The sequence below is a fragment of the Streptomyces sp. NPDC051555 genome (genome assembly GCF_044454405.1).
Taxonomy (GTDB): Bacteria; Actinomycetota; Actinomycetes; order Streptomycetales; family Streptomycetaceae; genus Streptomyces.
In genome coordinates this window covers 229,742-251,971 of record NZ_JBITDP010000011.1, presented here as the reverse complement: position 1 = coordinate 251,971, position 22,230 = coordinate 229,742, and the positions used below count along the sequence as shown (strand labels likewise).

Below are 22,230 nucleotides of genomic sequence, written 5' to 3'. Positions count from 1 at the left end.
CCCACCCCCTGAGATACGACCCTGAGACACGACCCTGAAGCACGACCCTGGAACACGACCCTGGAACACGACGCGAAGGCACCTGCCCAGAGGCACTACTACCAGTCGCCCCCGGCCCGCCGCAGCCGTTCGCCGGACCTCCGGGCAGGTGGCCGCGCTCAGCTCGGGTCGCTCCCGGTGGCGCGGGCCCCACGGTCCGTGCCCGCCCGGGCGCGCTGCACGGGGGCGAGGCGGTAGTGGCTGAAGGCCGTCTCCAGCACGCCCTCGCCGCTGGTGAGTGCGGGCAGTTCCCGCCCCAGGCCGTGCACGCGGTCCGCGGGCAGGAGGCCCTCGACCACGTACGCGTCCCCCCGCGCCACCGGGGGTTCCGGCTGGGCGCGGTGCCGGGCCAGCGCGAGCGCCACCGCCGCGTGGGCGTCCTGCGGGAAGTCCAGGCGGAACCGGTGCACCGGCTCGTGCACGACCGTACCGGCCCGGCGCAGCGCGGACATGAGGACCAGCCGGGTGAGCGCCCGGAATTCCCCGGCCGTGCTGCGGATGCTGCAGAATCCCGAGTGCGTCATGGTCACGGTGCAATCGGGCACCTGCCAGCCGAACGGCCCCCGGCCAAGGGTCGCCCGGACCGTCTCCTCGACGGCGCGCATGTAGCCCGGCGGCAGCGAGCCGAGCTCGACCTCCCTGCGGAAGGCGATGCCGCCGCCGACCCGAGCCGGCTCCACGCGCAGGCCCACCGTCGCCAGGAGCCGGTTCCCCTCCTGGTCGATGATCTCGTGCGCGGCCCCCGTACCGGTGACGCGCTCGACGCAGATGGGGGTCGTCCCGCGGAAGGAGACCGTGATCCCGTACTCCTGCGCCAGGGCGGCCGCGAGGACTTCCTTCTGCACCTCGCCGTACAGCGAGACCGACAGCTCCGGGCCGTCCGGGTCCCGCCGCAGGCCGATCAACGGGTCCTGTTCGGCGAGTTGGGTGAGGGCGTGGTGCAGGGCGCCCCGGTCGGCAGGGTCGGCAGGCACGACGACGGTCTCCAGGGAGGGGGCGGCGAAGACCCGCCCGTAGGGGCGGCCGTCGGGTTCCTGACCGAGCACGTCCCCGATCCGGACCCTCGACAGGCCGTGCAGCACCGCGATCTGGCCGGCCCGGGCCACCGGAGCGCGCACCGCGGCGCCCCGGTCGAAGACGGCCAGGTCGGTGACCTTGGGCCGGGCGCCCGCGCCGGCGCCCGCGACCGGGACCCGGTCGCGGACCGCGAGTCGGCCGGAGAAGATCCGGGCGTAGGCGATCCGCTCGCCGCCCCCGCCCCGCTCCACCTTGAACACCCGTGCCGACAAGGGCGCCCGGGCATCCGCGCGTTCGGCGGGAAGGAGGCGCTCGATGCCCTCGACGAGGTCCGCGATCCCGGCGCCGGTGATCGCCGAGCCGACGTACACCGGGTGCACGCGCCCGCTGCGGGTCTGCGCGACGAGCGCGGACCGCAGTCGCTCGTGGGGGACGGACCGTTCGTCGGCCAGGTAGGCGCCGAGCAGGGCGTCGTCGTGGGTGGTGAGCACGTCCAGGAGGCCCTGTGTGAAGGCGGTGTCGTCCGGGGCGAAGGCGGCGACCCCGGCCGAGGCCGCGCCGAGGTCGGCCACGACCCGCCCCATCGGGACCACGGGCACGTCCAGGGCCCGCCGGACCTCCCGCAGGACGCGGGCGTCGTCGGCGCCGCGCCGGTCCACCTTGTTGATGAACACCAAGGTCGGGATGGCGAGCCGCTTCAGCGTCCGCATCAGGACGCGGGTCTGCGGCTGCACGCCCTCCACCGCGGAGACGACGAGGACAGCGCCGTCGAGGACGCCGAGGACCCGCTCCACCTCGGCGATGAAGTCGGGATGGCCCGGGGTGTCGATCAGGTTCACGGAGAGCGCCGAACCACCGCTCCCGAGCGGGAAGTTGACGACGGCCGACTTGATGGTGATGCCGCGGCGGCGTTCCATCTCCAGGCTGTCGGTCAGGGTGTTGCCGGCATCGACGCTACCGATCTCGCCGATGACCCCGGCCGCGTACAGCAGCCGTTCGGTCAGGCTGGTCTTACCGGCGTCGACGTGGGCCAGGATGCCCAGGTTGAGCGTGCGTGAGGCGGTGTGCACAGAGCGTCATGTCCTTCAGATGGATGATCGTTCCTTTCGCGGGGGACATGGACGAACGGCGCATCGATCGGCTCCTCGGTGATGTTGGGCTCTCCCCCGACGCTCGCACACCACCCGCACCCGCGGCCACTGCATTTCGGCACCGGGCGGGCCTGCGGAGGCGGTCCCGGCCGCTGCCCCGGCCTCCGCCCCTCCTCCCCGCCCCTCCTCTCCACCCCCGCTCTCCACCCCTTCTTCCACCCCTTCTTCCACCCCTGGGTCCAGGTGCCGCGGGCCGATCCGCAGCAGTCTTGAGGGCATGACAACGACCGAGTGGATCACCGACATCGCCCTCCTGCTGATCGTCTTCCGCCAGCTCCGGGAAGGCCGGCTCGACCTCAAGACCTTCCTGATCCCGCTGGGGATCGTGGCCTTCGTCGCCAACTCCTACCTGGACACCATTCCCACCGCGGGCAACGACCTGGTGCTCATCGGGCTCCTGGTCGCCGTCGGCGCCGCGCTCGGCATCGCGGGCGGCGTCTACACCCGGATCCGGTCCCTCGACGGGCACGTCCTGATCAAGGCCGGTGCGGTGTCCGCGGTCCTGTGGGTCGTGGGCATGGGCGCCCGGATGGGCTTCCAACTCTGGGTCCAGCACGGCGGCGCCGCCACCGTCGGGCAGTTCAGCGTCACCCACCAGATCACCACCGAAAAGGCCTGGGTGGCGGCGTTCGTACTGATGGCCCTCACCGAGGTGGTCACGCGGCTGGCGACGATCTTCATCCGGAGCCGCAGCACCGCCGTGACCCGCCCCGTGGCCGTCCTCGACCGCACGGCCTGACCGTGCAGTACGTTCTGCACATGCCCACGACCCACAGCGCTCCGCCTCCGGGAAGTACGCCGCCGCCGGAGGCGGTCCCGCATCCGGTTCCCGGCCAGGACCCCCGCGTCCGGTGGGCCCTCACCCTGGCGGTGATCGTCGTCGGCGTCGTGACGGTCCGGCCCATGGGCGTCACCGGCCGGGGCCTGGCCGTCGCCGCGCTCTTCGCCCTCTGCACGGCCGCGCTGCTGGCCCGGGGCCTGCCGGAGAACGCGACGACGCAGCGGTTCGCCCCCCTCTGGCTGACCGGCGGAGTCCTCGCCGCGGCCGGCCTGATCGCGGTGAGCAGCAGCGGAACGGGCTACCTGTTCGCCTTCTTCCTGGCCGGCCACATCGGCTACCGGCTGGAGACGAAGTGGGCGTTGGCCCTCGCCGCGCTGTGCAGCGTGCTCTGCGCGGGCGTCCTGTACTTCGGCCTCGGGCCGGGGCACCAGCAGCTGCCGTGGACCCTCGGCCTCTCCACCGGCGCCACGGTCCTGGTCGGCATCCTCAACCGCAGCCAGCGCCAGGCGGTGCGGGCCGTGATCGCGGCCTCCGAGTCGGCCGAGCGCGCCGCCCGGGCCGAGGCGCGCACGGCCGTCCTGGCCGAGCGCGGCCGGATCGCCCGGGACGTGCACGACGTACTGGCGCACTCGCTGGCCGGGATCAACATGCAGCTGGAGCTGACCGACGCGTTGATCGAGACCGGTGACCTGGAGAAGGTCCGGGAGGCCAACGCCAAGGCCCACGCCCTCGTCAAGGAGAGCCTGCGGCAGGCGCAGTGGACCGTGCACGCGCTGCGCGAGGACGCGCTGCCGCTGCTGGAGACCCTGACCGCGATGGTCGAGTCCTCGGGCCACCGCGGCGCCCTCACCGTCACCGGTACGGTCCGCGAACTCCCGACCCGGGTGACCCAGAACCTGTTGCGGATCGCCCAGGAGGCGCTGACCAACTCCGCTCGGCACGCGCCCGGGGGAAGCGCCGGGGTGGAGCTGACGTTCGCCGTCGGATCGACGACACTGAAGATCCGCAACGGCCCCGGCACCAGCGAGGTGACCGCGGGTCCCGGAAGCGGGATGGGGTTGATCGGCATGCGCGAACGCGTCGCGCTGCTGGAAGGAACCGTCACCGCCGGCCCGGTCACGGAAGGGCCGGATCGGGGCGGCTGGCAGGTGGAGGCAGTGATCCCGGGATGAGCGAAGCGAGCGAGCAGCAGAAGTTGCGGGTGGTCGTCGCCGACGACCAGGCCGCTGTCCGGGAACCGCTCGCCGCGGTGCTCGGGCTGTCCGACGACATCGACGTCGTCGCCGCCGCCGCGGACGGGACCGAGGTGCTGGCGGCGGTCGCCGCCGGGCCGGTGGACGTCGTACTGATGGACCTGCGGATGCCGGTCATGGACGGGATCGAGACGACCCGCCGGCTGGGCGAGCAGTACCCGCAGGTGGCGGTGGTGGTGCTCACCACCTTCGCCGACGACGAGTCGATCCTGGGCGCCCTGGGCGCGGGAGCCCGCGGGTACCTGACCAAGAACGCCGGACGACAGGACATCACCCGGGCCATCCGGGCCGCTGCCGCCGGCCAGTCCGTCCTCGACCGCGAGGTGCAGGACCGGCTGCTCGCGACCGTACGGACCACGGCGACGGCGTCGCCCGCGGCGCGGCCCGCCCTGCCCGCGGACCTCACGCCCCGCGAACGCGAGGTCCTCGCGTTGATCGGTCGGGGCCTGCCCAACCGGGGCATCGCCGAGAAGCTCTTCATCAGCGAGGCCACCGTCAAGACCCACATCAACAACCTGTTCGCCAAAGCGGACATCCCCGACCGCGCGGCCGCCGTCCGCCGCGCCATCGAGGCCGGGCTGGCCTGAGCGGCGGCCCGGCCTGACCGGCGTCCTGGCCTGACCGGCGGCCCGGCCTGACCGGCGGCCCGGCTTCAGCCGCCGGCTCCGGGCGCCGCGTGGCGGTCCACGATGGCCGTGACGATCCGCACGAGCAACTCGCCCGCGTCCACGATGCTCGCGTTCTGGGCGCTCACCTGCGCCCCTTCGAGGGTGAAGGTGATCTCCGCGGCGGCCCCGTCCGGATCGACCAGTCCGGCGCGGCCGCACAGGGCGGTGAGCCGGCGCAGTTGGCCGGACTTGTGGGCTTCGATCAGCCGGCGCGCCGGGTGGGTGCGGTCGGGCAGTTCGGCCACGGAGTTGATGAACGGGCACCCCCGGTGGGAGATCTCGGGGAGTCCGTCGGCGATGAAGCGGGCCATCCCCAGGATCTGCGCCCGGGGGTCGTCGGGGTGCGTGTGCTCCAAGCGGTCGAACACCGCGGTGTAGTCGGCCGCGACGATGCGCAGCCATTCCTCCACCAGCGCGTCCTTGGTCTCGAAGTGGCGGTAGAGCGCCATCTTCGTGGTTGCGGCCCGGTCGGCGATCGCCTGGACGCCCACCGCCTTGATCCCCTCGCGCGAGAAGAGTTCTTCCGCCGCGTCGAGGATCCGCTCCCGGGGCGGCAGCTTGGCCACCCTGCTCTGCCTGCTGACCCTGTCCATGCTCGCCATGCGGCCCTTCTCCGGTCCGGTGGGGATCGCACCACCTGATCACGATGCTACGGTACCGATCAGTCCTGCACGATACCGATCGGTCTCATCAGATACCGAGCGGTCCCGTCACGCCGTAACGACACCCCTGGACGGACGAACGCACATGAAGCTCTCCGAGTACGTGACCTACGACGGCGTCGGCCTCGCCGACCTGGTGGCCCGCGGCCACGTGACGGCCGCGGAACTCGCCGCGACCGCCCAGCAGGCGTCGGACCTGGTGAATCCGCGGATCAACGCCGTCGTCGAGACCTGGCCCGGCCAGGACGTACCGCCTCCGGGCAGCACCGCGCTGGCCGGGGTGCCCTTCCTGATCAAGGACATCGCCATCGCGATGTCCGGCAAGCGGGTGGAGCTGGGCAGTCGGCTCGCCGCGGGCACCGTCGCCGACGCCGACTCCTCGCTCATGACGCGCTTCCGTCGCGCCGGGCTCGTGACGCTCGGGCGCACGGCCACCCCCGAATTCGCGTACAGCACCACCACGGAAGGCGTCCTGTACGGCGCCACCCGCAACCCCTGGGACCCGACCCGCAGCCCCGGCGGCTCCAGTGGCGGCGCGGGAGCCGCCGTCGCCGCGGGCATCGTCCCGATCGCGCACGCCACCGACGCGGCCGGCTCCATCCGGGTCCCCGCCGCCGCCAACGGCCTCTTCGGCCTGAAGCCGACCCGCGGTCGGATATCCATGGGCCCCGACGCGGACGAGGTCTTCAACGGGCTCGCCGTCCACGGCGCCCTCAGCCGGTCGGTGCGCGACAGCGCCGCGCTCCTCGACCTCGTCCACGGCCCCGAGGCCGGTGACCCCTACGCGGCGCGGCGGCCGGAGCGGCCGTACGCGCAGGAGGTCGACCGCACTCCCGGCAGCCTGCGGATCGGCCTCCTCACCCGCCCCTGGAACGGTCGGCCGGCCCACGCCACCGTCGTCGACGCCACGCTGCGCTCCGCGCGCCTCGCCGAGTCCCTGGGGCACCGGGTGGAGGAGGTCGGGGTCGACCTCGGCGTCAGCTGGGAGGAGTTCGTCCTGGCCAACGCCCGCCTGTGGAGCACCAATCTGGTGCCGTGGATCGACGGCAGCGCCGCCGCCTCCGGGCGACCGGTCGACTCCACCACCGTCGAGCCCGAGATGTTGGCCAGTTACGCCTACGGACGGCGGGTCGGCGGACCCGAGTTCGTCGACGCGCTCGCCATGCGCAACCGCGTCGCGCGCGCGATCGGCCGGTACTTCACCGACTACGACCTGCTGCTCACCCCGACCCTGCCCGAACTGCCCGTCCCCCTGGGCACCTACGGCCGGGGCGCCGAAGGTGCGGACGGCCTCGGTTGGGTCGAGCGGCTCTTCGACCGCTCCCCCTTCACGGCCGCGTTCAACGTCGCCGGCACCCCCGCGATGTCCGTCCCGCTGGAGAGCGACCCCGCCACCGGGCTGCCCGTGGGCGTCCAGTTCGCCGCGGGGTACGGCCGCGAGGACCTGCTCTTCCGGCTCGCCGGGCAGTTGGAACGGACCGCTCCCTGGGCGCAGCGGACCCCCACCGTGTGGGCCGGGCGCGCCTAGTGCGTGTCCTTCGCCCTAGGACAGGATCTCGACGTAGCCGTCGGTTCCGTGCACGCGGATCCGCTGGCCGTCCCTGATCCGCCGGGTGGCCCCTTCCACACCGACGACGGCCGGCAGTCCGTACTCTCGGGCGATCACCGCGCCGTGGGTCATCAGTCCTCCCACTTCCGTCACCAGCCCCGCGATCCCGACGAACAGCGGGGACCAGCTGGGGTCCGTGAAGGGCGTGACCAGGATGTCGCCGGCTTCGAGATCGGCGTCCGCCATGTCCAGGATGACGCGGGCCCGGCCCTCGACCGTCCCGGCGGAGACCGCGAGTCCGATCAGGGAGCCGACCGGCGCGTCGTCGCGCCGGTACGCCCCGCTGAGGGCCTCGCCGTCCGAGGTGAGGACGCGCGGCGGAGTGAGCGCGTGGTGCGCGCGGAAGGCTTCCCTGCGCTGCTGGACGAGCCCCTCCGGCACCCGGTGCGTGCGCACGACCTCGTGGAGTTCCTGGAAGGTGAGGTAGAAGGCGTCCTCCCGCTCGGCGAGGACGCCGGCCTGCACGAGGCGGTCGGCCTCCGCCAACAGGGCCTGCTTGTACAGGAAGTAGCGGCTGATGATGCCGTACTTCGGGTACTCCCGGTAGCCGATGAAGGTCCGGAGGCGGTCGATGGCCCGCTTGACCTCGGCCGCCTTGCCCTCCCCGTCCGGCAGGGCCAGCAGCCGGGTGAGCACGTCCCGTTCCTTCTGCCGGGCCTTCTGCCGGCCTTCCTCGAAGCGCCGTTCGGCGGCGCCCGGCGCGAAGTTCCTGACGTTGTCGAGGATCACGGGCACGAGCGTGTCGGGGCGCTCGCTCCACCGCGGCCTGGTGATGTCGATCTCGCCGACGCAGCGCATGCCGTACCGGTCGAGGTAGGCCTCCAGGGCGGCGCGCGCCTCGGTCCCGCCCGCGAGCCCGTCCAGCCCGTCCAGGAAGTCCTCGTCCTCGACGCGCTGGAGGAACGCCACCACCTCGGGGTGCGGGCGGATCACGTCCGCGAGGTCGAGCAGCTCCAGGCCCATCTCCGAGGTGACGTTGCCGGGCGCGGAGAGCGTGAGCGTGTCGGCCGCGTTCTTCTCGCCGAGCCATTCCTGGAGCGTGTCCGTCAGCCACCACGTGGCCTCCATCCCGGCCATGATCGCCTGGATGCTCAGCGGGTCGCCGAGGACGCGCTTGTGCTCCTCGAACGCCTCCAGCAGGAAGTCGAACAACTCCGGTCCGCTCTTGGTCCGGATGGCGCGGGCCAGCGCGGCGACGGAGTCCCGGCTGCGCTCGATCAGCTGCGCGACCACGGCCGGATCGGTCGCGATCGGGGTGGGCGGCCCGCCGGCCTGCGGGCCGGCGGGCACCGCGTCCGGCAGGGACGGGACGAAGTCCTCGCGTCCCAGTACGGTCGCCAGGGCGTCCCGCATCAGCGGATCGCCCTTGCCCAGGGCGTCCAGGAGGCCCTCGCGGCTCGTGGGCGAGGCGAGGCGCCGGGTCACGTCGACGAACAGCCGCCCGCCGGCCTGGTGCATCGCCACCATGGCCGTCAGCTGCCACATCGAGTACCCCAGCGGCCTCATGGGGTCGGTCATCATCTGGCCGTGCCCGACGGAGACGTAGACGCGGTTCTCCTCGGCGGCCGGCCCACCGGTCCCGGGAGCGGCAACGGACGCGGGAACGGACCCGGGCGCGGGTACCGGTACGGGGAACAGCGTCGTGATCGGGCGGCTCTGGACGATCTGGAAGCCGTCATCCGCCAGGCACCACTCGATGTCCTGCGGAGCGCCGAAGTGCGCTTCGATCCGTCGTCCGAGTCGCACCAGCCGTACGACCTGGGCGTCCGTCAGCGCCGGCTGCTCCGCCCGCCGCGGCTCGATCGCCACGTCCTGCGTACCGCCACCCGCGAGGGCCCGCACGGCCCGCTCCTTGACGGCGACCGCCTTGGAGACGACCTCGTCGCCCCGCACCTTGTAGACGTCGGGGTTCACCAGGCCGGAGACCAGGGCCTCGCCGAGGCCGAAGCCCGCGTCCACGGTGGCGACCTTCCGGTCGCCCGTGACCGGGTCGGCCGTGAACAGGATGCCGGCCGCGTCCGGGAGGACCATCCGCTGCACGACCACGGCCATCCGGACCGTGCGGTGGTCGATGCCGGCCCGCCGGCGGTAGGCCACGGCCCGATCGGTGTACAGCGAGGCCCAGCACCGGCTGACGTGACGCAGGACCTCCTCGGGTCCCACGACGTTCAGGTACGTGTCCTGCTGGCCGGCGAAGGAGGCCGTCGGCAGGTCCTCCGCGGTCGCGCTGGACCGGACGGCGTAGGCGGCCCGTTCTCCGTACTGCCCGAGCGAACGGGTGATCGCCGCCGCGACGTCGGCCGGGACCGCGGTCCCCTCGACGGTCCGGCGGATCCGCGCAGCGAGCGTACGGGCCGCCTCCTGGTCGTCCGGGTCCAGGCGCGCCAGCCGGTCCAGTTGTTCCTCGACCGACGGCTGCGACGCCACGACCCGTTGGAAGGCGTGCGTGGTCACGCAGAAGCCGTCCGGCACCACGACGTCTTCGATCCGCGCCAGGGAGCCCAGGTGCGCCCCCTTCCCGCCGACGACCGCGAGCTGCGTCTCGTCCACCTCCCGAAGTCCGCACACGTACTGCTCGGTCAACGCGCTCTCCATGCCTTCGTGCCCCTCGTTCGCGCAGGTTGTGGCCCAGGTCGATGATTCTGCGGCGCACAGGGGGCCTTGCCGCAAGCCCCCCTGTGCGCTATATCTTGATAGTGGCGAGGAGAGGTCTCCTTGCCCTTTTCTTTTGCCGTCGGCCGCGCCGACCAGCGCCCTCGCCACGCATCTCCGCTCCCCCGACCGGGCTGCGCCGACCTGCGCCGACCCCGATAGCGGGATATCAAGGAACGGGTACACGAGCGCGGGAGCCGACCGCCGCCCCCCGGCCGAGGAGTGGGTCCCTTGGAGTTCGAGGTCAATGGCGCCCGGCACGCGGTGGACGTGGAAGACGACCCGGCGGCCGTGGAGGTGGTGCGCGACCGGCTGGGCCTGACCGGTACGAAGCTGGTCTGCGCGGGCGGGGTGTGCGGGGCCTGCACGATCCAGGTCGACGGTGAGCCCCGGGTGTCCTGCCTGACGCCGGCGGTCCTGCTGTCCGGCCGGCGGGTGACGACGGTGGAGGGCTTGTCCGGCCATCCGGTGACGCGTGCGTTCGCCGCGGCGGACGCGCTCCAGTGCGGCTACTGCACCCCGGGGTTCGTGGTCGAGGCCGCGGCCTTCTGCGACCGGTGGCGGGCCGCGCACGGCCGCGGTCGTCCGGCGCGGGAGGAGATCGCGGAGGCGCTGTCGGGCCACCTGTGCCGGTGCGGTGCCTACGAGGGGATCTTCGCGGCGGTGGCCGCGACCTGCGCGGGTGACCACGACACGGCGCCCGCCCACGGGGAAGCGCCGGCCGTCGCGCGCACCGAGGCCCCGGAGAAGATCGACGGCTCTGCCAGGTACACCACGGACCACCGCCCCGAAGGGCTGCTGGAGGGCGTGATCATCCGCTCGCCGCACGCGCACGCGCACGTGCGCTCCCTGGAGGCCGGCGAGGACCCGCTGGTGTCGCTGCTGCCGCCCGACGGCGTGGTGCGCTACGTGGGACAGCCGGTGGCCGCGGTCGCGGGGCCGGACCGGGCCGCCGCGCGGGCGGCCGCGGCGCGGGTGCGGGTGGACTACGAAGTGCTGCCGGCCGCCCTGGACGCGCGCCAGGTGCGGTCCGGCGAGGGCCCGTTGGTCTACGCGGACAAGGCGGCGCGCAAGCGGGCGCCGGGGTCCGGCGAGGCCCCCCAACTGGTGCCCGCGCGCTGGCGCGGCAACCTGCGCGGCCCCTCCGCCATGAACAGTCGCCCCGCCACGGCCGTGCGCCGCGTCCTCGCTGCCCGGGACCGCAGCCCCGAGCGACTGGTGGAGGGGGTGTTCACCACCTCCGCACAGACGCACACCCCGCTCGAACCGCATGCCGCCCTGGCCCAGTGGATCGACGGCGCCCTCCACCTGGAGGTGTCCACGCAGTCGGTGAAGCGCGTGGCCGAGCTCGCCGCCGAGCGTTTCGGCGTGCCCGTCGACCGGGTGGTGGCGCGGGCCGTCCACGTCGGTGGCGGCTTCGGTTGCAAGATGGGGCTGACCTCCGACGTGGTCGCCGCGGTGGAGCTGGCGCGGCTGCACGGTGCGCCGGTGCGGGTGGTCCTGGACCGGGACGAGGAGCTCGTGGACGGCGGGTACCGGCCCGGCACCCGGATCCGGCTGGCGATGGCCGCGGACGCCGACGGCCGGCTGAGCGCGCTGGTCATGGACGCGGACAACGACGGCGGGATCGCGGTGGGCGGGACCGTCGCGGCGCTGGCCCGGTTCGTGTACGGGAAGGCGCCGCGCAGGCTCCGCGACTTCGACACGGTCACCCACCGGGCGCCGGGCGCCCCGTTCCGCGGGCCGGGCGGACCCACGATGTGCTGGGCCCTGGAGCAGGCCGTCGACGAGATGGCCCACCGGCTCGGCCAGGATCCGATCGCCCTGCGCCGGCGTTGGGACGGCAACCCCAAGCGGCACGCCCTGTACGACTGGGCGGCGGCCCTTCCCGTCTGGTCGGGTCCCCGGGGCGGCGGCGGGCGGTTCCGCCGCGGCGTCGGCGTCGCGGCGGCCAACTGGCTGTACTTCCTCGATCCCGTCACCGAGGTCGAACTCACCGTCGAGAACGGCACGGTCGTCGCCCGCTGCGCCGTACAGGACATGGGTACGGGGTCGCGGAGCGTACTGCTCCGGGCCGTCGCCGCGGGCCTCGGCGTGCCGGAGGCCCGGGTGCGCGCCGAGATCGGCCACAGCGACACCGTCCACGGGCCGACCTCCGGCGGCAGCCGCACCACGCCGTCCCTGGTGCCCGCCGCCGCGGACGCCGCGGCCCGGCTGCGCGACGCGCTCGGCGGCGGCGACGTCGGGGCGCGGCTCGATGCGGCGCACGGCCTGCGCGTGGTCGGTCGGCGCCCCCGCGATCGCAGGGGCTTCGTGACCCCCTTCCCGCTGGGCGGCGTGGCGATCGGCCGCGGCTTCACCGGATCGGTGCAGGTGTCCGAGGTGGAGGTGGACACGCGGCTCGGTCGGATCCGTCCGCTGCGCGTGTGGAGCGGGATCGCCGCCGGCCGGATCCACGAGGAGCGACTCGCCCGGAGCCAGTGCGAGGGCGCGGTGATCCAGGGGGTCGGTTACGCCTTCTACGAGGAGCGGCGGACCGACCCGGTGACCGGTCGGGTGCTGACCGAGAACCTGGAGGACTACCGCGTCCCGGGGATCGGCGACACCCCTGAGATCACCGTCCACTTCCATCAGGAGGGCTTCGAACACGTGCCGGGCGGGGGCGTCGGTCTCGGCGAGATCGCCACCCTGCCCACGGCGGCGTGCCTGGCCAACGCGGTCCACGACGCGACTGGTTGGCGCCCGTACGACATGCCCATCCGCCCCGACCGGCTCCTGGAAGGACTGGGCACATGAGCAGCAGCGAGCCCGCCCTGGCCGACCTCTCCTCCGCCGTCCTGGCCCGTGGGGGCGAGCTCCGCGCGGGTGGCACCGACACCACCGCCCGGCAGCGCAGCGGGGTCGCCTCCGGGCCCTTCACCGACCTCGCCGGCGCCGAGCACCTGCGCGGGTGCACTCCCCTGCCCGGCGGTGGACTGCGGATCGGCGCGCTGACCACTCTCGCCGCGCTGGCCGCCGATCCACAACTGCGGGACGGCTGGCCCGGCATCGCCCTGGCGGCGGGGGCGGCCGCGACCCCACAGATCCGCGCCGCCGGCACCCTGGGCGGCAATCTGTTGCAGCGCAACCGGTGTTGGTACTACCGCAATCCGCACGTCAGCTGCCTCCAGAAGGGTGGGACCGACTGCCCGGCGCGCGCCGGCGACCACCACTTCGGCGTGGTCAGCGGCGACGGTCCCTGCGTCGCCCCGCACCCGTCCACCCTCGCGATGGCCCTGCTCGCCTACGACGCCCACGCCGAGGTCCACGGCGAATCCCCGCGCGCCGTCGCCGACCTGTACGGCGACGGCGACGCCCTCCACCGCGGCGACCACCTGCTGGCGCCGGAGCGCATCCTGACCGCGGTCCGGCTGCCCGCGCCGCTGCCCGGCGAGCGCGCCGCCTACCACCGGTCCACGAGCCGGGCGTACGCCGAATGGCCCCTGGTCGAGGCCTCGGTCCGGCTCGCCTTCGACGGCTCCACCGTGACGCACGCGGCCGTCGCCGCGGGCGGGGTGGCGCGCGTACCGCTGCGGCTGACGGAGGTGGAGGCGTCCCTGATCGGCCGGGAGGCCACTCCCGCGGTCCTCGCCTCGGCGGCCTCGGCGGTCCTGGGCCGCTGCCGCCCGCTGCCGGGGACCGGCTACAAGGTGGGGCTGTTCCGCGACACCGTGCTGGAAGCCCTGGAACGAGCCGCCGGAGGGACTGTCGCGGGAGAATCCGCGCGCGCCGACTGATCACGGTGGGGAATACTGTGCGGATGAGCTCCGCCCCCTCCCCGACCGCCCGGGAACGCGCCCTTCGACACGTCTCGGACCTGGCGTCGGGCCCCGCGATGGACCCGACGCTGCGGGTGACCCTCAACTTCCACCCGGACCGGCTGTTGCGCGGCGAGCCGATCCTGGACGCCATGGCCGGGGACGGCGGCTACCGCTCACAGTTCGTCACGGGGACCAGCAACGGCGGGCTGACCGCGCGTCCGGGCGGTGACCGGTGGCACTGGGAGAGCCGGATCTTCGGCGGCGCCTACGACGACGCGGCCGCCGACGAGCGGCCCGTCTACGGCGCGTTGAACTTCCGTCGCAAACCCGTCGGTGGGGCGCCCCGGTTCGGCTCGGCCCACTTCCGGTTGGCCGCCGGAGCGCTGGAGCGGAGCACCTTCTGCTACCCGGACAGCTTCATGGAGCCCTCGGACTTCGGTGTCGCGGCCCGCATGGGGCTCATCGAGCTCGCCCTCGCCGATCGTCAGGACGAGCTCGACGACTACGTCGAGGCACAGGTGCACGGAGCCGTCCTGCCGCGCCACCACGCGGAGGCACTGGTCCTGGACCCCTGCTACCGCGGCACGGCCGTCGAGGCCGCGGCGCTGCGCCTCGGCTGCCCCGTGGAGTGGCACCCCGGCTTCCGACTCGCCGTCGAAGAGCTGCGCCGCCACCCCGACTACCGCGGGCAGGAGTACGTCGACCTGGCCGCGCGGCTCGCGGTCGACGGCGTCCTCGACCCCCGGAGCATCGGGGAAGCGTCCCGTACGGGCCGGCACGACCCCCAGTCGCTCAAGAAGGTCTGGCACTACCTGGCCCGCTTCGGAGCCCCCGGCGGCGCCGGGTCGTGCGACCGGGCCCTCAGGCGGACTTCGGTGTGAGGCGGCGGGCGCCGGGGGACGGAGTGGCGGGGAAGAGGCGCGGGGGGTGGTGCCCGGCTGCGGCGAAAGCGGTCGTGACGGAGCGGCCCACCGCGCCCTGCCGCGCCTCCTCCACCAGCGCGATGACGGAGCCGCCGAAGCCCCCGCCCGTCATCCGGGCGCCGAGCGCGCCGGCGCCCAGTGCCGCGGTCACGGCCAGGTCGGTCTCCGCGCACGAGACCCGGTAGTCGTCGCGGAGCGAGGCGTGGCCCGCGGTGAGGATCGGGCCGAGGGCCGCGACATCGCCCTCCCGGAGCCGGGAGACCGCCTCCTCGACCCGGGCGTTCTCGGTCACCACGTGGCGCACCAGCGGGGCGAGTTCCACCGGCAGGGCCGCCAGGGCCCGCGGTAGCTCCGCGGGGTCCAGGTCGCGCAGGGCGGGCAGCCCGAGCAGTGCGGCCGCGCGTTCGCAGCCGGCGCGCAGGGCGGCGTACGCGCCGTCGCCGAGGTCGTGGGAGACCCGGGTGTCGATCACCAGCAGGCACAGCCCCCGGCCCCGGAGGTCGAGGGGCACCTGCCGGTGGTCCTGCGGGGTGCGGGCGTCGAGGTGGAGGGCCGCCTCGGCGGTGCAGCACGTCGAGGCCATCTGGTCCATGATCCCGCAGGGCACTCCGGCGAAGGCGTTCTCCGCCCGCTGCGCGATCCGGGCCGCCTCGGGCCCGCTCAGGCCCAGTCCGTACAGCGCGTCGTAGGCGACGGCGACCGCGCACTCCAGCGCGGCCGAGGAGGACAGGCCCGCGCCGGTGGGCACCGTGCTGTCGAAGTGGAGGTCCGCTCCCCCGACCGGGTGGCCCGCCTCGGCGAGGGCCCAGACCACGCCGGCCGGGTAGGCGGCCCAGCCCGTCACCGCGCCGGGGGCCAGGGCGGCCACGGACAGTTCGGTGATCCGGCCGTCGCCCTGCGCGCTGTGCAGCCGCAGCCGCCCGTCCGTGCGGGCGCGTGCGGCGAGCTGGGTGTTCTGCGGGAGGGCCATGGGCAGGGCGAACCCGTCGTTGTAGTCGGTGTGTTCACCGATGAGGTTCACCCGCCCCGGCGCCGCCCAGATCCCGTCCGGGGGGCCGCCGAAGAGCCGCGCGAAGGCGTCCGCGACACCGTCGGCGCGGTGGTCGTCCGTCCGGTGGTCGTCCGTCCGGTGGTCGTCCGTCCGGTGGTCGTCGGTCCGGTGATCGTCGGCCGGGGGACCGTCGCCCCGCTGTGCGTTCGGCTTCACGCCAGGGCCTCCCGCAGTCGTCGTGCGGCCGTCTCGGGGGCCACGTCGTTGATGAAGGCTTCCGTCCCGGACTCCGTCCCGGCGAGGAACTTGAGCTTGTCGGGCGTGCGCCGCACGGTGAACAGCTCCAGGTGCAGGGCCAGTTCCTCCCCGTGGGTACGGGGGGCCTGGTGCCAGGCCGAGATGTACGGGGTGGGGCCCGGCCCCTCCGGCCGCCCCGGCGCGGGGAACAGCCGGTCGAAGCGGCGCAGCAGGTCCAGGTAGAGCTCCGGGAACTCGGCCCGTTCGGCCTCGCTCAGGCGGGTCAGGTCGGGGACGCGGCGGTGCGGGTAGAGGTGGACCTCGTACGGCCAGCGCGCGGCGTAGGGCACGAAGGCGGTCCAGTGCTCCCCTGCCGTCACCACCCGGTCGGTGGCCGCGCGGGCGTCCGCCAGCAGGTCCTCGAAGAGGTTGCGTCCGGTGCCGGCGCGGTGCGCGGCCGCGGCGGCCGTCATCTTGGCGGTGCGCGGGGTGACGAAGGGGAAGGCGTAGATCTGGCCGTGCGGGTGGGCGAGCGTCACCCCGATCTCGACCCCCCGGTTCTCGAAGCAGTACACCTGCTCGACGCCCGGGAGGGCCGCGAGCTCGGCGGTCCGGTCGGTCCACGCGTCCAGGACCAGGCGGGCGGCGCGCGGGGTGAGGTCGGCGAAACCGGCCCCGTGCTCCGGGGTGAAGCACACGACCTCGCAGCGTCCGACCTCGCCCGCCAGGGAGGGGAAGCGGTTCTCGAAGACGGCCACCTCGTAGTCGGCGGCGGGGATCTCGGTGAACCGGCCGTCCCGGGAGGGGCACAGGGGGCATTCGCCCGCGGGCGGGTGGTAGGTGCGGTCCTGCCGGTGGGAGGCGATGGTGATCCAGTCACCGGTCGCCTCGTCCCGCCGCACCTGCGGTCGGCTGCGCACCCGGTCCAACGGGCGCAGGTCGGGCGCATCGCGCACGGCGCCTTCGTCGGTGTCGAAGTAGATCAGTTCGCGGCCGTCCGCGAGTTTCGCGAGGGTCTTCTTCACCCGCCAAGACTAAACAGATCTCAAAGTAAATCAACAGACTGGCGAGGCATTTCCCACAGGACCGAACAACAATCCCATGCTATGTTGTTGCTTTCCGACCGGATTCCCCTGATAGCCCTGATAGCCGGGAGTGACCACGTGGCCGAACAGGCTGCGCAACTGGCCCACCAGCGACGTGCGTCGATCCTCGAAGCGGTCCGGCGCGACGGCACGGTACGGGTGGCGGAGCTGGTCGAGCGGCTCGGCGTCTCGGACATGACGGTGCGCCGGGACCTGGAAGCCCTGGCCCGCGACGGGGCCGTGGAGAAGGTGCACGGCGGGGCCGTCGCCACCACGGGGGCCAGCGGGCACGAGCCCGGCTTCGACGCCAAGTCCGATCTGGAGGGGGCGGCGAAGGCCGCCATCGCGGACGCGGCCGCGGCACTGGTGGAGCCCGGCAGCGTGGTGGCGGTCTCCGGCGGCACCACCGCCCACGCCGTGGCCGGCCGACTGCTCGGCGTCCCGCGACTCACCGTCGTCACCAACTCCCTCCCGGTGGCCGACCTGCTGCGGTCAGCCGGCCGGGGCGGTGGGGCCCAAGCCCCCACCCTGCTGCTCACCGGCGGCTCCCCCACCCCCTCGGCCGCACTGGTCGGCCCGCTGGCCGACCTGGTGATCTCCTCGCTCCACGTCGACCTGCTCGTCCTCGGCGCGCACGGGGTGACCGAGGAGGCCGGGCTGACCACCCCCAACCTCATGGAGGCCCAGACCAACCGGGCACTGGTCGCCTCCGCACGGCGGGTCGCCGTGGTGGCCGATCACAGCAAGTGGGGGGTGGTCGGGCTCAGCGGTTTCGCGGCGCTCGACCGGGCCGACTGGTTCGTGACCGACGCGGGCATGCCCGCACCCGCCCGGGCCGCACTCGGTGAGCACGTGGGCGAACTCCTCGTCGCCGGCGGCTGAGCGCCGCCGCGCCCTCCGGCCTCCTTCGCATCCCTCTCCGCGGTTCTCACACGCCTTTGCCGTCGCTCTTGCCCGGCCCTGTCACGGGCCGGGCAAGGTCGTGTCCACACCACAGGACGCGACGAAGGAGCGGACATGAGCACGTACACGAGCGGGGCGCGGCGGACGGTACTGGCCGTGGGCACGATGGCGCTGTTGCTCTCGGCCGTGCCGGCGGCGAGCGCCGCCGATCCGGCCGGGAGCGGCCCGACGTGGTGCCCCACCGTGGCGGGACACCAGGTGGACTGCGGCTCGCTGCGGCGTCCGCTGGTGGCGGGCAAGCCGGAACTCGGCACGATCGGCGTGAGTTACGCGGTCGTGCGCCACCGGGGCCAGGGCGCCGCGAAGGGGACCGTCGCGGTCAATCCCGGCGGTCCCCGCGAGGTGGCCATCGGCAAGGCCGCCGAGTTCGCCGCGGGGTTGGAAGGGGTCCTCGACGACCACGACCTGCTGCTCGTGGACCCGCGGGGCACCGGCGCGTCCGAGCGGATCCCCTGCGGGGTGACCGACGCCGAGTACCGTTTCGGCACCCGACAGCAACAGCGCGACGCCGTCGCGCACTGCGCCCGCACCCTCGGCCCGCGCGCCCAGGGCTACACCACCGCGGCCACCGCCGACGACATCGACGCCGTCCGGGCCCGACTGGGGGTGCGCCAACTCACCCTCTACGGGCTCTCGTACGGCACCTACTTGATGCCGGTGTACGCGAGCAGGCATCCCGGGAGCGTGCGCAACATCGTGCTGTCCGGGGCCTACCCGCACGACTTCGACCCCCTCGTACGGCCGAGCGCACAGGCCGTCTCCCTGGCCCTGCGCCGGGTGTGCGAACGCTCCGTGCCCAAGGCGTGCGACGGCGACAAGGCCGTCCGGGACCTCGCCACCACGGCCGCGCGGCTGCGGGAGCGCCCCCTCACCGTGCCGATCGTCGCCGAGGGCAGGACCTACCGCGAGCGGTTCACCGAGGGCAAGCTCGCCCACCTCATGTTCGAGGCCGCGAGCCGGGGCGCGGGGATGGCACCGGCCGAGCCCTCCCTCCTCGGCAGCGCCCCGTGGGCCCTCGACCGCTTCGTCAAGGGCGACACGGAGCCGCTGCGCCGGCTGGTGCGGGAGGAGGGTTCCTCGGGCAGCACGGAGGACCAGGCCCCGTACATCGCCGTGGTCTGCAACGACTACCGCAAGGCGTGGGCCACGGACGCCCCGCTGTCCGTGCGGTGGCAGCAGTACCGCAAGGCCCTCGCGGGCGCCGGGCAGGGCGGCTTCGGCGCCTTCAGCGGCCATGGGTTCACCGAGGGACCCACCGACGGCGGGGACGTGTGCATCTCCTGGCCGCGCGAGAACACCGGGCGCCCGCAGCCCACCGAACTGCGCCTGCCCGACGTCCCGGTGCTGGTGCTCTCCGGGGACCTGGACGCCAACACCCCCGACGCCAACGGGCGCCTGGCCGCGGCGAAGTTCCGCAACAGCACCTTCTTCTCCGTGCGCAACGTCGGGCACGTGCCCGAGTTGGAGTCCAGCGGCTGCGTCACGGGCGTCACCACACGCTTCATCCGTACCAACGCCCCCGGCGACACCTCCTGCTTCGGAGCGGTCCCGCCCATCGCCGTCACTCCCGTACGCCGCTGAAGGCCGAGGTCGTGGCCACGCCCACCAACGGCGAAGATGATCACATGACTGAGGTGAACGAGAACCGTCGTACGGTGCTGGTCGTCGAGGACGACCCCGGCGTGCGCAGCACGTTGGACCAGCTCCTGCGCTTCGAGGGGTACCGCGTCCTGCTCGCGTGCGACGGGCTCGAAGCCCTCGCCGTGCTCGAACGGGAGTCCCCCGACCTCGCGGTGGTGGACGTGGTCATGCCCGGCCTCGACGGTCTGGCGCTGTGCCGGATGCTCCGACGCCGCGGCGACCGGCTGCCCGTACTCGTCCTGACGGCGCGTCACCAGATCGGCGACCGGGTCGCCGGTCTGGACGCGGGCGCCGACGACTACCTGTCCAAGCCCTTCGCCACGGAGGAGCTCTTCGCCCGCATCCGCGCGCTGCTGCGCCGCGTGGACCCGCAGGACCCGGTGGAGAGCGCGGTGTTGGCGGTCTCGGACCTCACCCTCGACCCCGGTGCGCGCCAAGCGCACCGGGGTGCCCGGCCCCTGGACCTGACGAAGACCGAATTCGACGTGCTGGAACTGCTGCTGCGCCACCAGGGTTCGGTCCTCACCCGCACCCAGATCTACGAGCGCATCTGGGGCTACGACTTCGACACCACCTCGCGCTCGCTCGACGTCTACGTCGGCTACCTGCGCCGCAAGACCGAACAGGACGGCGCGCCACGGCTGATCCACACCGTGCGCAACGTCGGCTACACCGTCCGGGCCGCTTGATGTTGCGCGCCAAGATCACCCTGGTCGTCATCGCGGCGGCCGCGCTCGCCATGACGCTCGCCGCCACCCTTTCGTACCGGGGCGTCAGCGACGTCGTGGCCGAGCAGTTCGACCGCGCGCTCGACGAGCGTGCCGTGACGGCCGTCGCCCTGCTCGGCGTCGACCGTACGCCCCCGGTCCGGCCGGACACCACCGAGCAGGTCCTCAGCGCCGCGGGCGCCGTGCGCCCGCTGGACCCCGGACGCGCGGAGCTGCCCGTCCCGGAGTCGGCCCTGGCCGTGGCCCGGGGCGCGCGGGCCTCCGCCCGCGAGGACATCACCGTCGGCGGTGCGGAGTACGGCGTCCTGACCGTGCCGCTGCCCGGTGGCGGCGCCGTCATGGTCGCCCAGCACTACGCGGGCGCCGAACGCATCGACCACGCCTTCCTGTGGCGGGTCCCCTGGACGACCGTCGCCGCCACCGCCCTGTCGGCGTTGCTGAGCTGGCTCGCCCTGGACCGCATCCTGCGTCCGGTGCGCCGCCTGGCCCGGGTGACCCGGTCCATCACCACCACCCAGGACCTCACCACCCCGCTCCCGCCGGCCGGGCTGGACGAGATCGGCCAGCTGACCCGCAGCTTCACCAGCATGCTCGCCGCCCTGCGCCGGTCCCGCGACCAGCAGCAGCGGCTGGTCCAGGACGCCAGTCACGAGCTGCGCACCCCGCTCACCTCGGTGCGCGGCAGCGCGGAACTGCTCCAACGGGGGCGCGGCCGGCTCGCCCCCGAGGACGAGGAACAGATCCTCACCACGCTGGTCACCGAGGCGGCCGCGCTCGACACGCTGGTCCGCGAGCTCGTCGACCTGGCCACGGACCGCTCCACCGAGGAGGAGCCGGCCGAGGTCGACCTGCCCGCCGCGGCCGAGGACGCCGCGCACCGCCACCGGCAGCGCACGGGCCGGAGCATCACGGTCACGACCCGCGGCCCCGTCCCGGTGCGCGCCCGCCCGCGGGCGGTGCGCCGCTGCGTCGACAACCTCCTGAGCAACGCGCTGAAGTTCAGCCCCGAGGACACGGCCGTCACCGTCCACGTCGAGGGCGCCCGGCTCTTCGTGCGCGATCGCGGTCCCGGCATCGCGCCGGGCGAACGGGCCGCCGTCTTCGACCGCTTCTACCGCGGTCCGCGCACCCAGGCGGTGCCGGGCTCGGGCCTCGGGCTCGCGATCGTCCACGCCCTCGTGACCGCCGACGACGGCACCGTCTTCGCCACCGCCGCCCCGGACGGCGGCGCCGAGGTCGGCTTCGACCTCCCGCCCCACTCCCCGACGGGCCGGTGACGTGCGGCGGCGCCGGGTTCCCTAGGTTGGGCCCCGTACGCGGCACCCCGCGCGGTGCGGGTGACGGACGAAGGGCAGGACATGCACGGAACGGACGCGGTGGCGGCGCTCGCCGCACTGATACCGGTGGCCGGCGGGGTGGACGAACGGATCCGCTGGGACGAGGTCGAAGCGATCTGGGGGAAGCGGTTCCCCTCGGACTACGTCCGGTTCATGGAGGTGTACGGGGCCGGGGTCGTGCAGGACGCGATCAACGTCCTGCTGCCCTCGGAGCGGGCCGACGGGTGGCCGTACCGGGACGGCCCGGGCCTGCGGGACGAGACGGAGCTCGTCCGCGAGATGTGGGACATGTGCGGCGACGAGGCCGACTTCGACGTGGATCCCGCGTCCATCGTGGCGTGGGCCGTCACCTCGGGCGCTGACGTCTACTGCTGGGACACCACGGACGAGGACCCGGACCGGTGGCCCGTCCTGATCTGCGGGCGGCACACCCACCCCGAGTTCCAGGTGCACCCCCGCGGCATGGCCGGGTTCCTGCACGGCCTCCTGGGCGACGAGGAGTTCCGGCAGCAGAAGATCAGCATGGTGCTGAGCGGAGAGGCGTCCTTCGTCAACTGGCGCGACCGCTAGGGCGTGTCCGCCGGGGCGGGGGCCGGGGGGGGGGCCCGGGCCCCCCCCCGGGCGGGGGGGGGGGGGCCTTAAAATGTGGGCCCCCGCGTAGAGGATTGCGGGCGATGGGACCCAGGGGGGGTG

17 protein-coding genes are annotated in these 22,230 nt (G+C 73.9%); 12 read left to right on the top strand and 5 right to left on the bottom strand.

The genetic code is table 11. The features are described from left to right. Nucleotides 1-158: 158 nt before the first annotated feature. The gene (locus tag ACIBEA_RS23330) at nucleotides 159-2,126 is read right to left on the bottom strand and encodes a GTP-binding protein (protein WP_399263870.1); all 1,968 of its coding nucleotides are present in this window, start codon (nucleotides 2,124-2,126) and stop codon (nucleotides 159-161) included. A gap of 298 nt (nucleotides 2,127-2,424) precedes the next feature. Between ACIBEA_RS23330 and ACIBEA_RS23325 the strand changes: the two genes are divergently transcribed. The 3 genes from ACIBEA_RS23325 to ACIBEA_RS23315 are packed head-to-tail and all read left to right on the top strand — an operon-like array spanning nucleotide 2,425 to nucleotide 4,828. Further along, the gene (locus ACIBEA_RS23325) at nucleotides 2,425-2,946 is read left to right on the top strand and encodes a hypothetical protein (protein WP_399263868.1); all 522 of its coding nucleotides are present in this window, start codon (nucleotides 2,425-2,427) and stop codon (nucleotides 2,944-2,946) included. Nucleotides 2,947-2,966: 20 nt separating this feature from the next. Further along, nucleotides 2,967-4,160 (top strand): sensor histidine kinase, encoded by a 1,194-nt coding sequence (locus ACIBEA_RS23320; protein WP_399263866.1) that lies wholly within the window; start codon nucleotides 2,967-2,969, stop codon nucleotides 4,158-4,160. After that, nucleotides 4,157-4,828, top strand: a complete 672-nt coding sequence (locus ACIBEA_RS23315; RefSeq protein ID WP_399263864.1) for a response regulator — start codon at nucleotides 4,157-4,159, stop codon at nucleotides 4,826-4,828. The genes ACIBEA_RS23320 and ACIBEA_RS23315 overlap by 4 nt, the downstream gene beginning before the upstream one ends. Before the next feature lie 65 nt (nucleotides 4,829-4,893). Here ACIBEA_RS23315 and ACIBEA_RS23310 read toward each other — a convergent pair whose 3' ends face one another. Then, entirely contained in the window at nucleotides 4,894-5,502 is a 609-nt protein-coding gene (locus ACIBEA_RS23310) for a TetR/AcrR family transcriptional regulator (protein ID WP_399263973.1), read from the bottom strand. A 154-nt stretch (nucleotides 5,503-5,656) separates the two neighbouring features. On the opposite strand from ACIBEA_RS23310, the gene ACIBEA_RS23305 reads away from it, so the two are divergent. Further along, nucleotides 5,657-7,099 carry an amidase gene (locus ACIBEA_RS23305; RefSeq protein ID WP_399263862.1) on the top strand — a complete coding sequence of 481 codons (1,443 nt, stop codon included), beginning with the start codon at nucleotides 5,657-5,659 and terminating at the stop codon, nucleotides 7,097-7,099. A 15-nt stretch (nucleotides 7,100-7,114) separates the two neighbouring features. On the opposite strand, the gene rph is transcribed toward ACIBEA_RS23305, so the two are convergent. Then, complete coding sequence (gene rph / locus ACIBEA_RS23300) at nucleotides 7,115-9,775, bottom strand: rifamycin-inactivating phosphotransferase (protein ID WP_399263860.1); 2,661 nt, start codon at nucleotides 9,773-9,775, stop codon at nucleotides 7,115-7,117. 288 nt (nucleotides 9,776-10,063) lie between these two features. Between rph and ACIBEA_RS23295 the strand changes: the two genes are divergently transcribed. From ACIBEA_RS23295 to ACIBEA_RS23285, 3 genes are read left to right on the top strand one after another with little or no spacing between them, the layout of a single operon-like run. Continuing rightward, entirely contained in the window at nucleotides 10,064-12,628 is a 2,565-nt protein-coding gene (locus tag ACIBEA_RS23295) for a molybdopterin-dependent oxidoreductase (protein ID WP_399263858.1), read from the top strand. Then, nucleotides 12,625-13,608, top strand: coding sequence for an FAD binding domain-containing protein (locus tag ACIBEA_RS23290; protein ID WP_399263856.1), 984 nt, complete (start codon nucleotides 12,625-12,627; stop codon nucleotides 13,606-13,608). The genes ACIBEA_RS23295 and ACIBEA_RS23290 overlap by 4 nt, the downstream gene beginning before the upstream one ends. 23 nt (nucleotides 13,609-13,631) lie before the next feature. Continuing rightward, nucleotides 13,632-14,513 (top strand): DUF3626 domain-containing protein, encoded by an 882-nt coding sequence (locus ACIBEA_RS23285; protein WP_399263854.1) that lies wholly within the window; start codon nucleotides 13,632-13,634, stop codon nucleotides 14,511-14,513. Here the strand turns inward: ACIBEA_RS23285 and galK are convergent. Together galK and galT are read right to left on the bottom strand one after the other, a co-directional pair. Beyond that, the gene (gene galK, locus ACIBEA_RS23280) at nucleotides 14,494-15,762 is read right to left on the bottom strand and encodes a galactokinase (RefSeq protein WP_399263851.1); all 1,269 of its coding nucleotides are present in this window, start codon (nucleotides 15,760-15,762) and stop codon (nucleotides 14,494-14,496) included. The genes ACIBEA_RS23285 and galK overlap by 20 nt on opposite strands. After that, nucleotides 15,759-16,808, bottom strand: a complete 1,050-nt coding sequence (gene galT / locus ACIBEA_RS23275; protein WP_399263849.1) for a galactose-1-phosphate uridylyltransferase — start codon at nucleotides 16,806-16,808, stop codon at nucleotides 15,759-15,761. The genes galK and galT overlap by 4 nt, the downstream gene beginning before the upstream one ends. 138 nt (nucleotides 16,809-16,946) lie before the next feature. Between galT and ACIBEA_RS23270 the strand changes: the two genes are divergently transcribed. The 5 genes from ACIBEA_RS23270 (at nucleotide 16,947) to ACIBEA_RS23250 (ending at nucleotide 22,107) form a co-directional block, all read left to right on the top strand. Beyond that, on the top strand, nucleotides 16,947-17,750 hold the full coding sequence (locus tag ACIBEA_RS23270) for a DeoR/GlpR family DNA-binding transcription regulator (RefSeq protein WP_399263971.1): 804 nt from the start codon (nucleotides 16,947-16,949) through the stop codon (nucleotides 17,748-17,750). Nucleotides 17,751-17,885: 135 nt separating this feature from the next. Continuing rightward, nucleotides 17,886-19,412 carry an alpha/beta fold hydrolase gene (locus tag ACIBEA_RS23265; protein WP_399263846.1) on the top strand — a complete coding sequence of 509 codons (1,527 nt, stop codon included), beginning with the start codon at nucleotides 17,886-17,888 and terminating at the stop codon, nucleotides 19,410-19,412. 44 nt (nucleotides 19,413-19,456) lie between these two features. Continuing rightward, on the top strand, nucleotides 19,457-20,161 hold the full coding sequence (locus ACIBEA_RS23260) for a response regulator transcription factor (RefSeq protein ID WP_399263844.1): 705 nt from the start codon (nucleotides 19,457-19,459) through the stop codon (nucleotides 20,159-20,161). Further along, entirely contained in the window at nucleotides 20,161-21,477 is a 1,317-nt protein-coding gene (locus ACIBEA_RS23255) for an ATP-binding protein (RefSeq protein ID WP_399263842.1), read from the top strand. The genes ACIBEA_RS23260 and ACIBEA_RS23255 overlap by 1 nt, the downstream gene beginning before the upstream one ends. A gap of 81 nt (nucleotides 21,478-21,558) precedes the next feature. Then, nucleotides 21,559-22,107, top strand: coding sequence for an SMI1/KNR4 family protein (locus ACIBEA_RS23250; RefSeq protein ID WP_399263840.1), 549 nt, complete (start codon nucleotides 21,559-21,561; stop codon nucleotides 22,105-22,107). Nucleotides 22,108-22,230 lie beyond the last annotated feature (123 nt).

Excerpts from the sequence above, each read along its gene's own strand:
- ACIBEA_RS23325 (WP_399263868.1), top strand. The coding sequence starts at position 2,425 with ATGACAACGACCGAGTGGATCACCGACATCGCCCTCCTGCTGATCGTC.
- ACIBEA_RS23320 (WP_399263866.1), top strand. The coding sequence starts at position 2,967 with ATGCCCACGACCCACAGCGCTCCGCCTCCGGGAAGTACGCCGCCGCCG.
- ACIBEA_RS23315 (WP_399263864.1), top strand. The coding sequence starts at position 4,157 with ATGAGCGAAGCGAGCGAGCAGCAGAAGTTGCGGGTGGTCGTCGCCGAC.
- ACIBEA_RS23310 (WP_399263973.1), bottom strand. The coding sequence starts at position 5,502 with ATGGACAGGGTCAGCAGGCAGAGCAGGGTGGCCAAGCTGCCGCCCCGG.
- ACIBEA_RS23305 (WP_399263862.1), top strand. The coding sequence starts at position 5,657 with ATGAAGCTCTCCGAGTACGTGACCTACGACGGCGTCGGCCTCGCCGAC.
- rph (WP_399263860.1), bottom strand. The coding sequence starts at position 9,775 with ATGGAGAGCGCGTTGACCGAGCAGTACGTGTGCGGACTTCGGGAGGTG.
- ACIBEA_RS23290 (WP_399263856.1), top strand. The coding sequence starts at position 12,625 with ATGAGCAGCAGCGAGCCCGCCCTGGCCGACCTCTCCTCCGCCGTCCTG.
- ACIBEA_RS23285 (WP_399263854.1), top strand. The coding sequence starts at position 13,632 with ATGAGCTCCGCCCCCTCCCCGACCGCCCGGGAACGCGCCCTTCGACAC.
- ACIBEA_RS23265 (WP_399263846.1), top strand. The coding sequence starts at position 17,886 with ATGAGCACGTACACGAGCGGGGCGCGGCGGACGGTACTGGCCGTGGGC.
- ACIBEA_RS23260 (WP_399263844.1), top strand. The coding sequence starts at position 19,457 with ATGACTGAGGTGAACGAGAACCGTCGTACGGTGCTGGTCGTCGAGGAC.
- ACIBEA_RS23255 (WP_399263842.1), top strand. The coding sequence starts at position 20,161 with ATGTTGCGCGCCAAGATCACCCTGGTCGTCATCGCGGCGGCCGCGCTC.
- ACIBEA_RS23250 (WP_399263840.1), top strand. The coding sequence starts at position 21,559 with ATGCACGGAACGGACGCGGTGGCGGCGCTCGCCGCACTGATACCGGTG.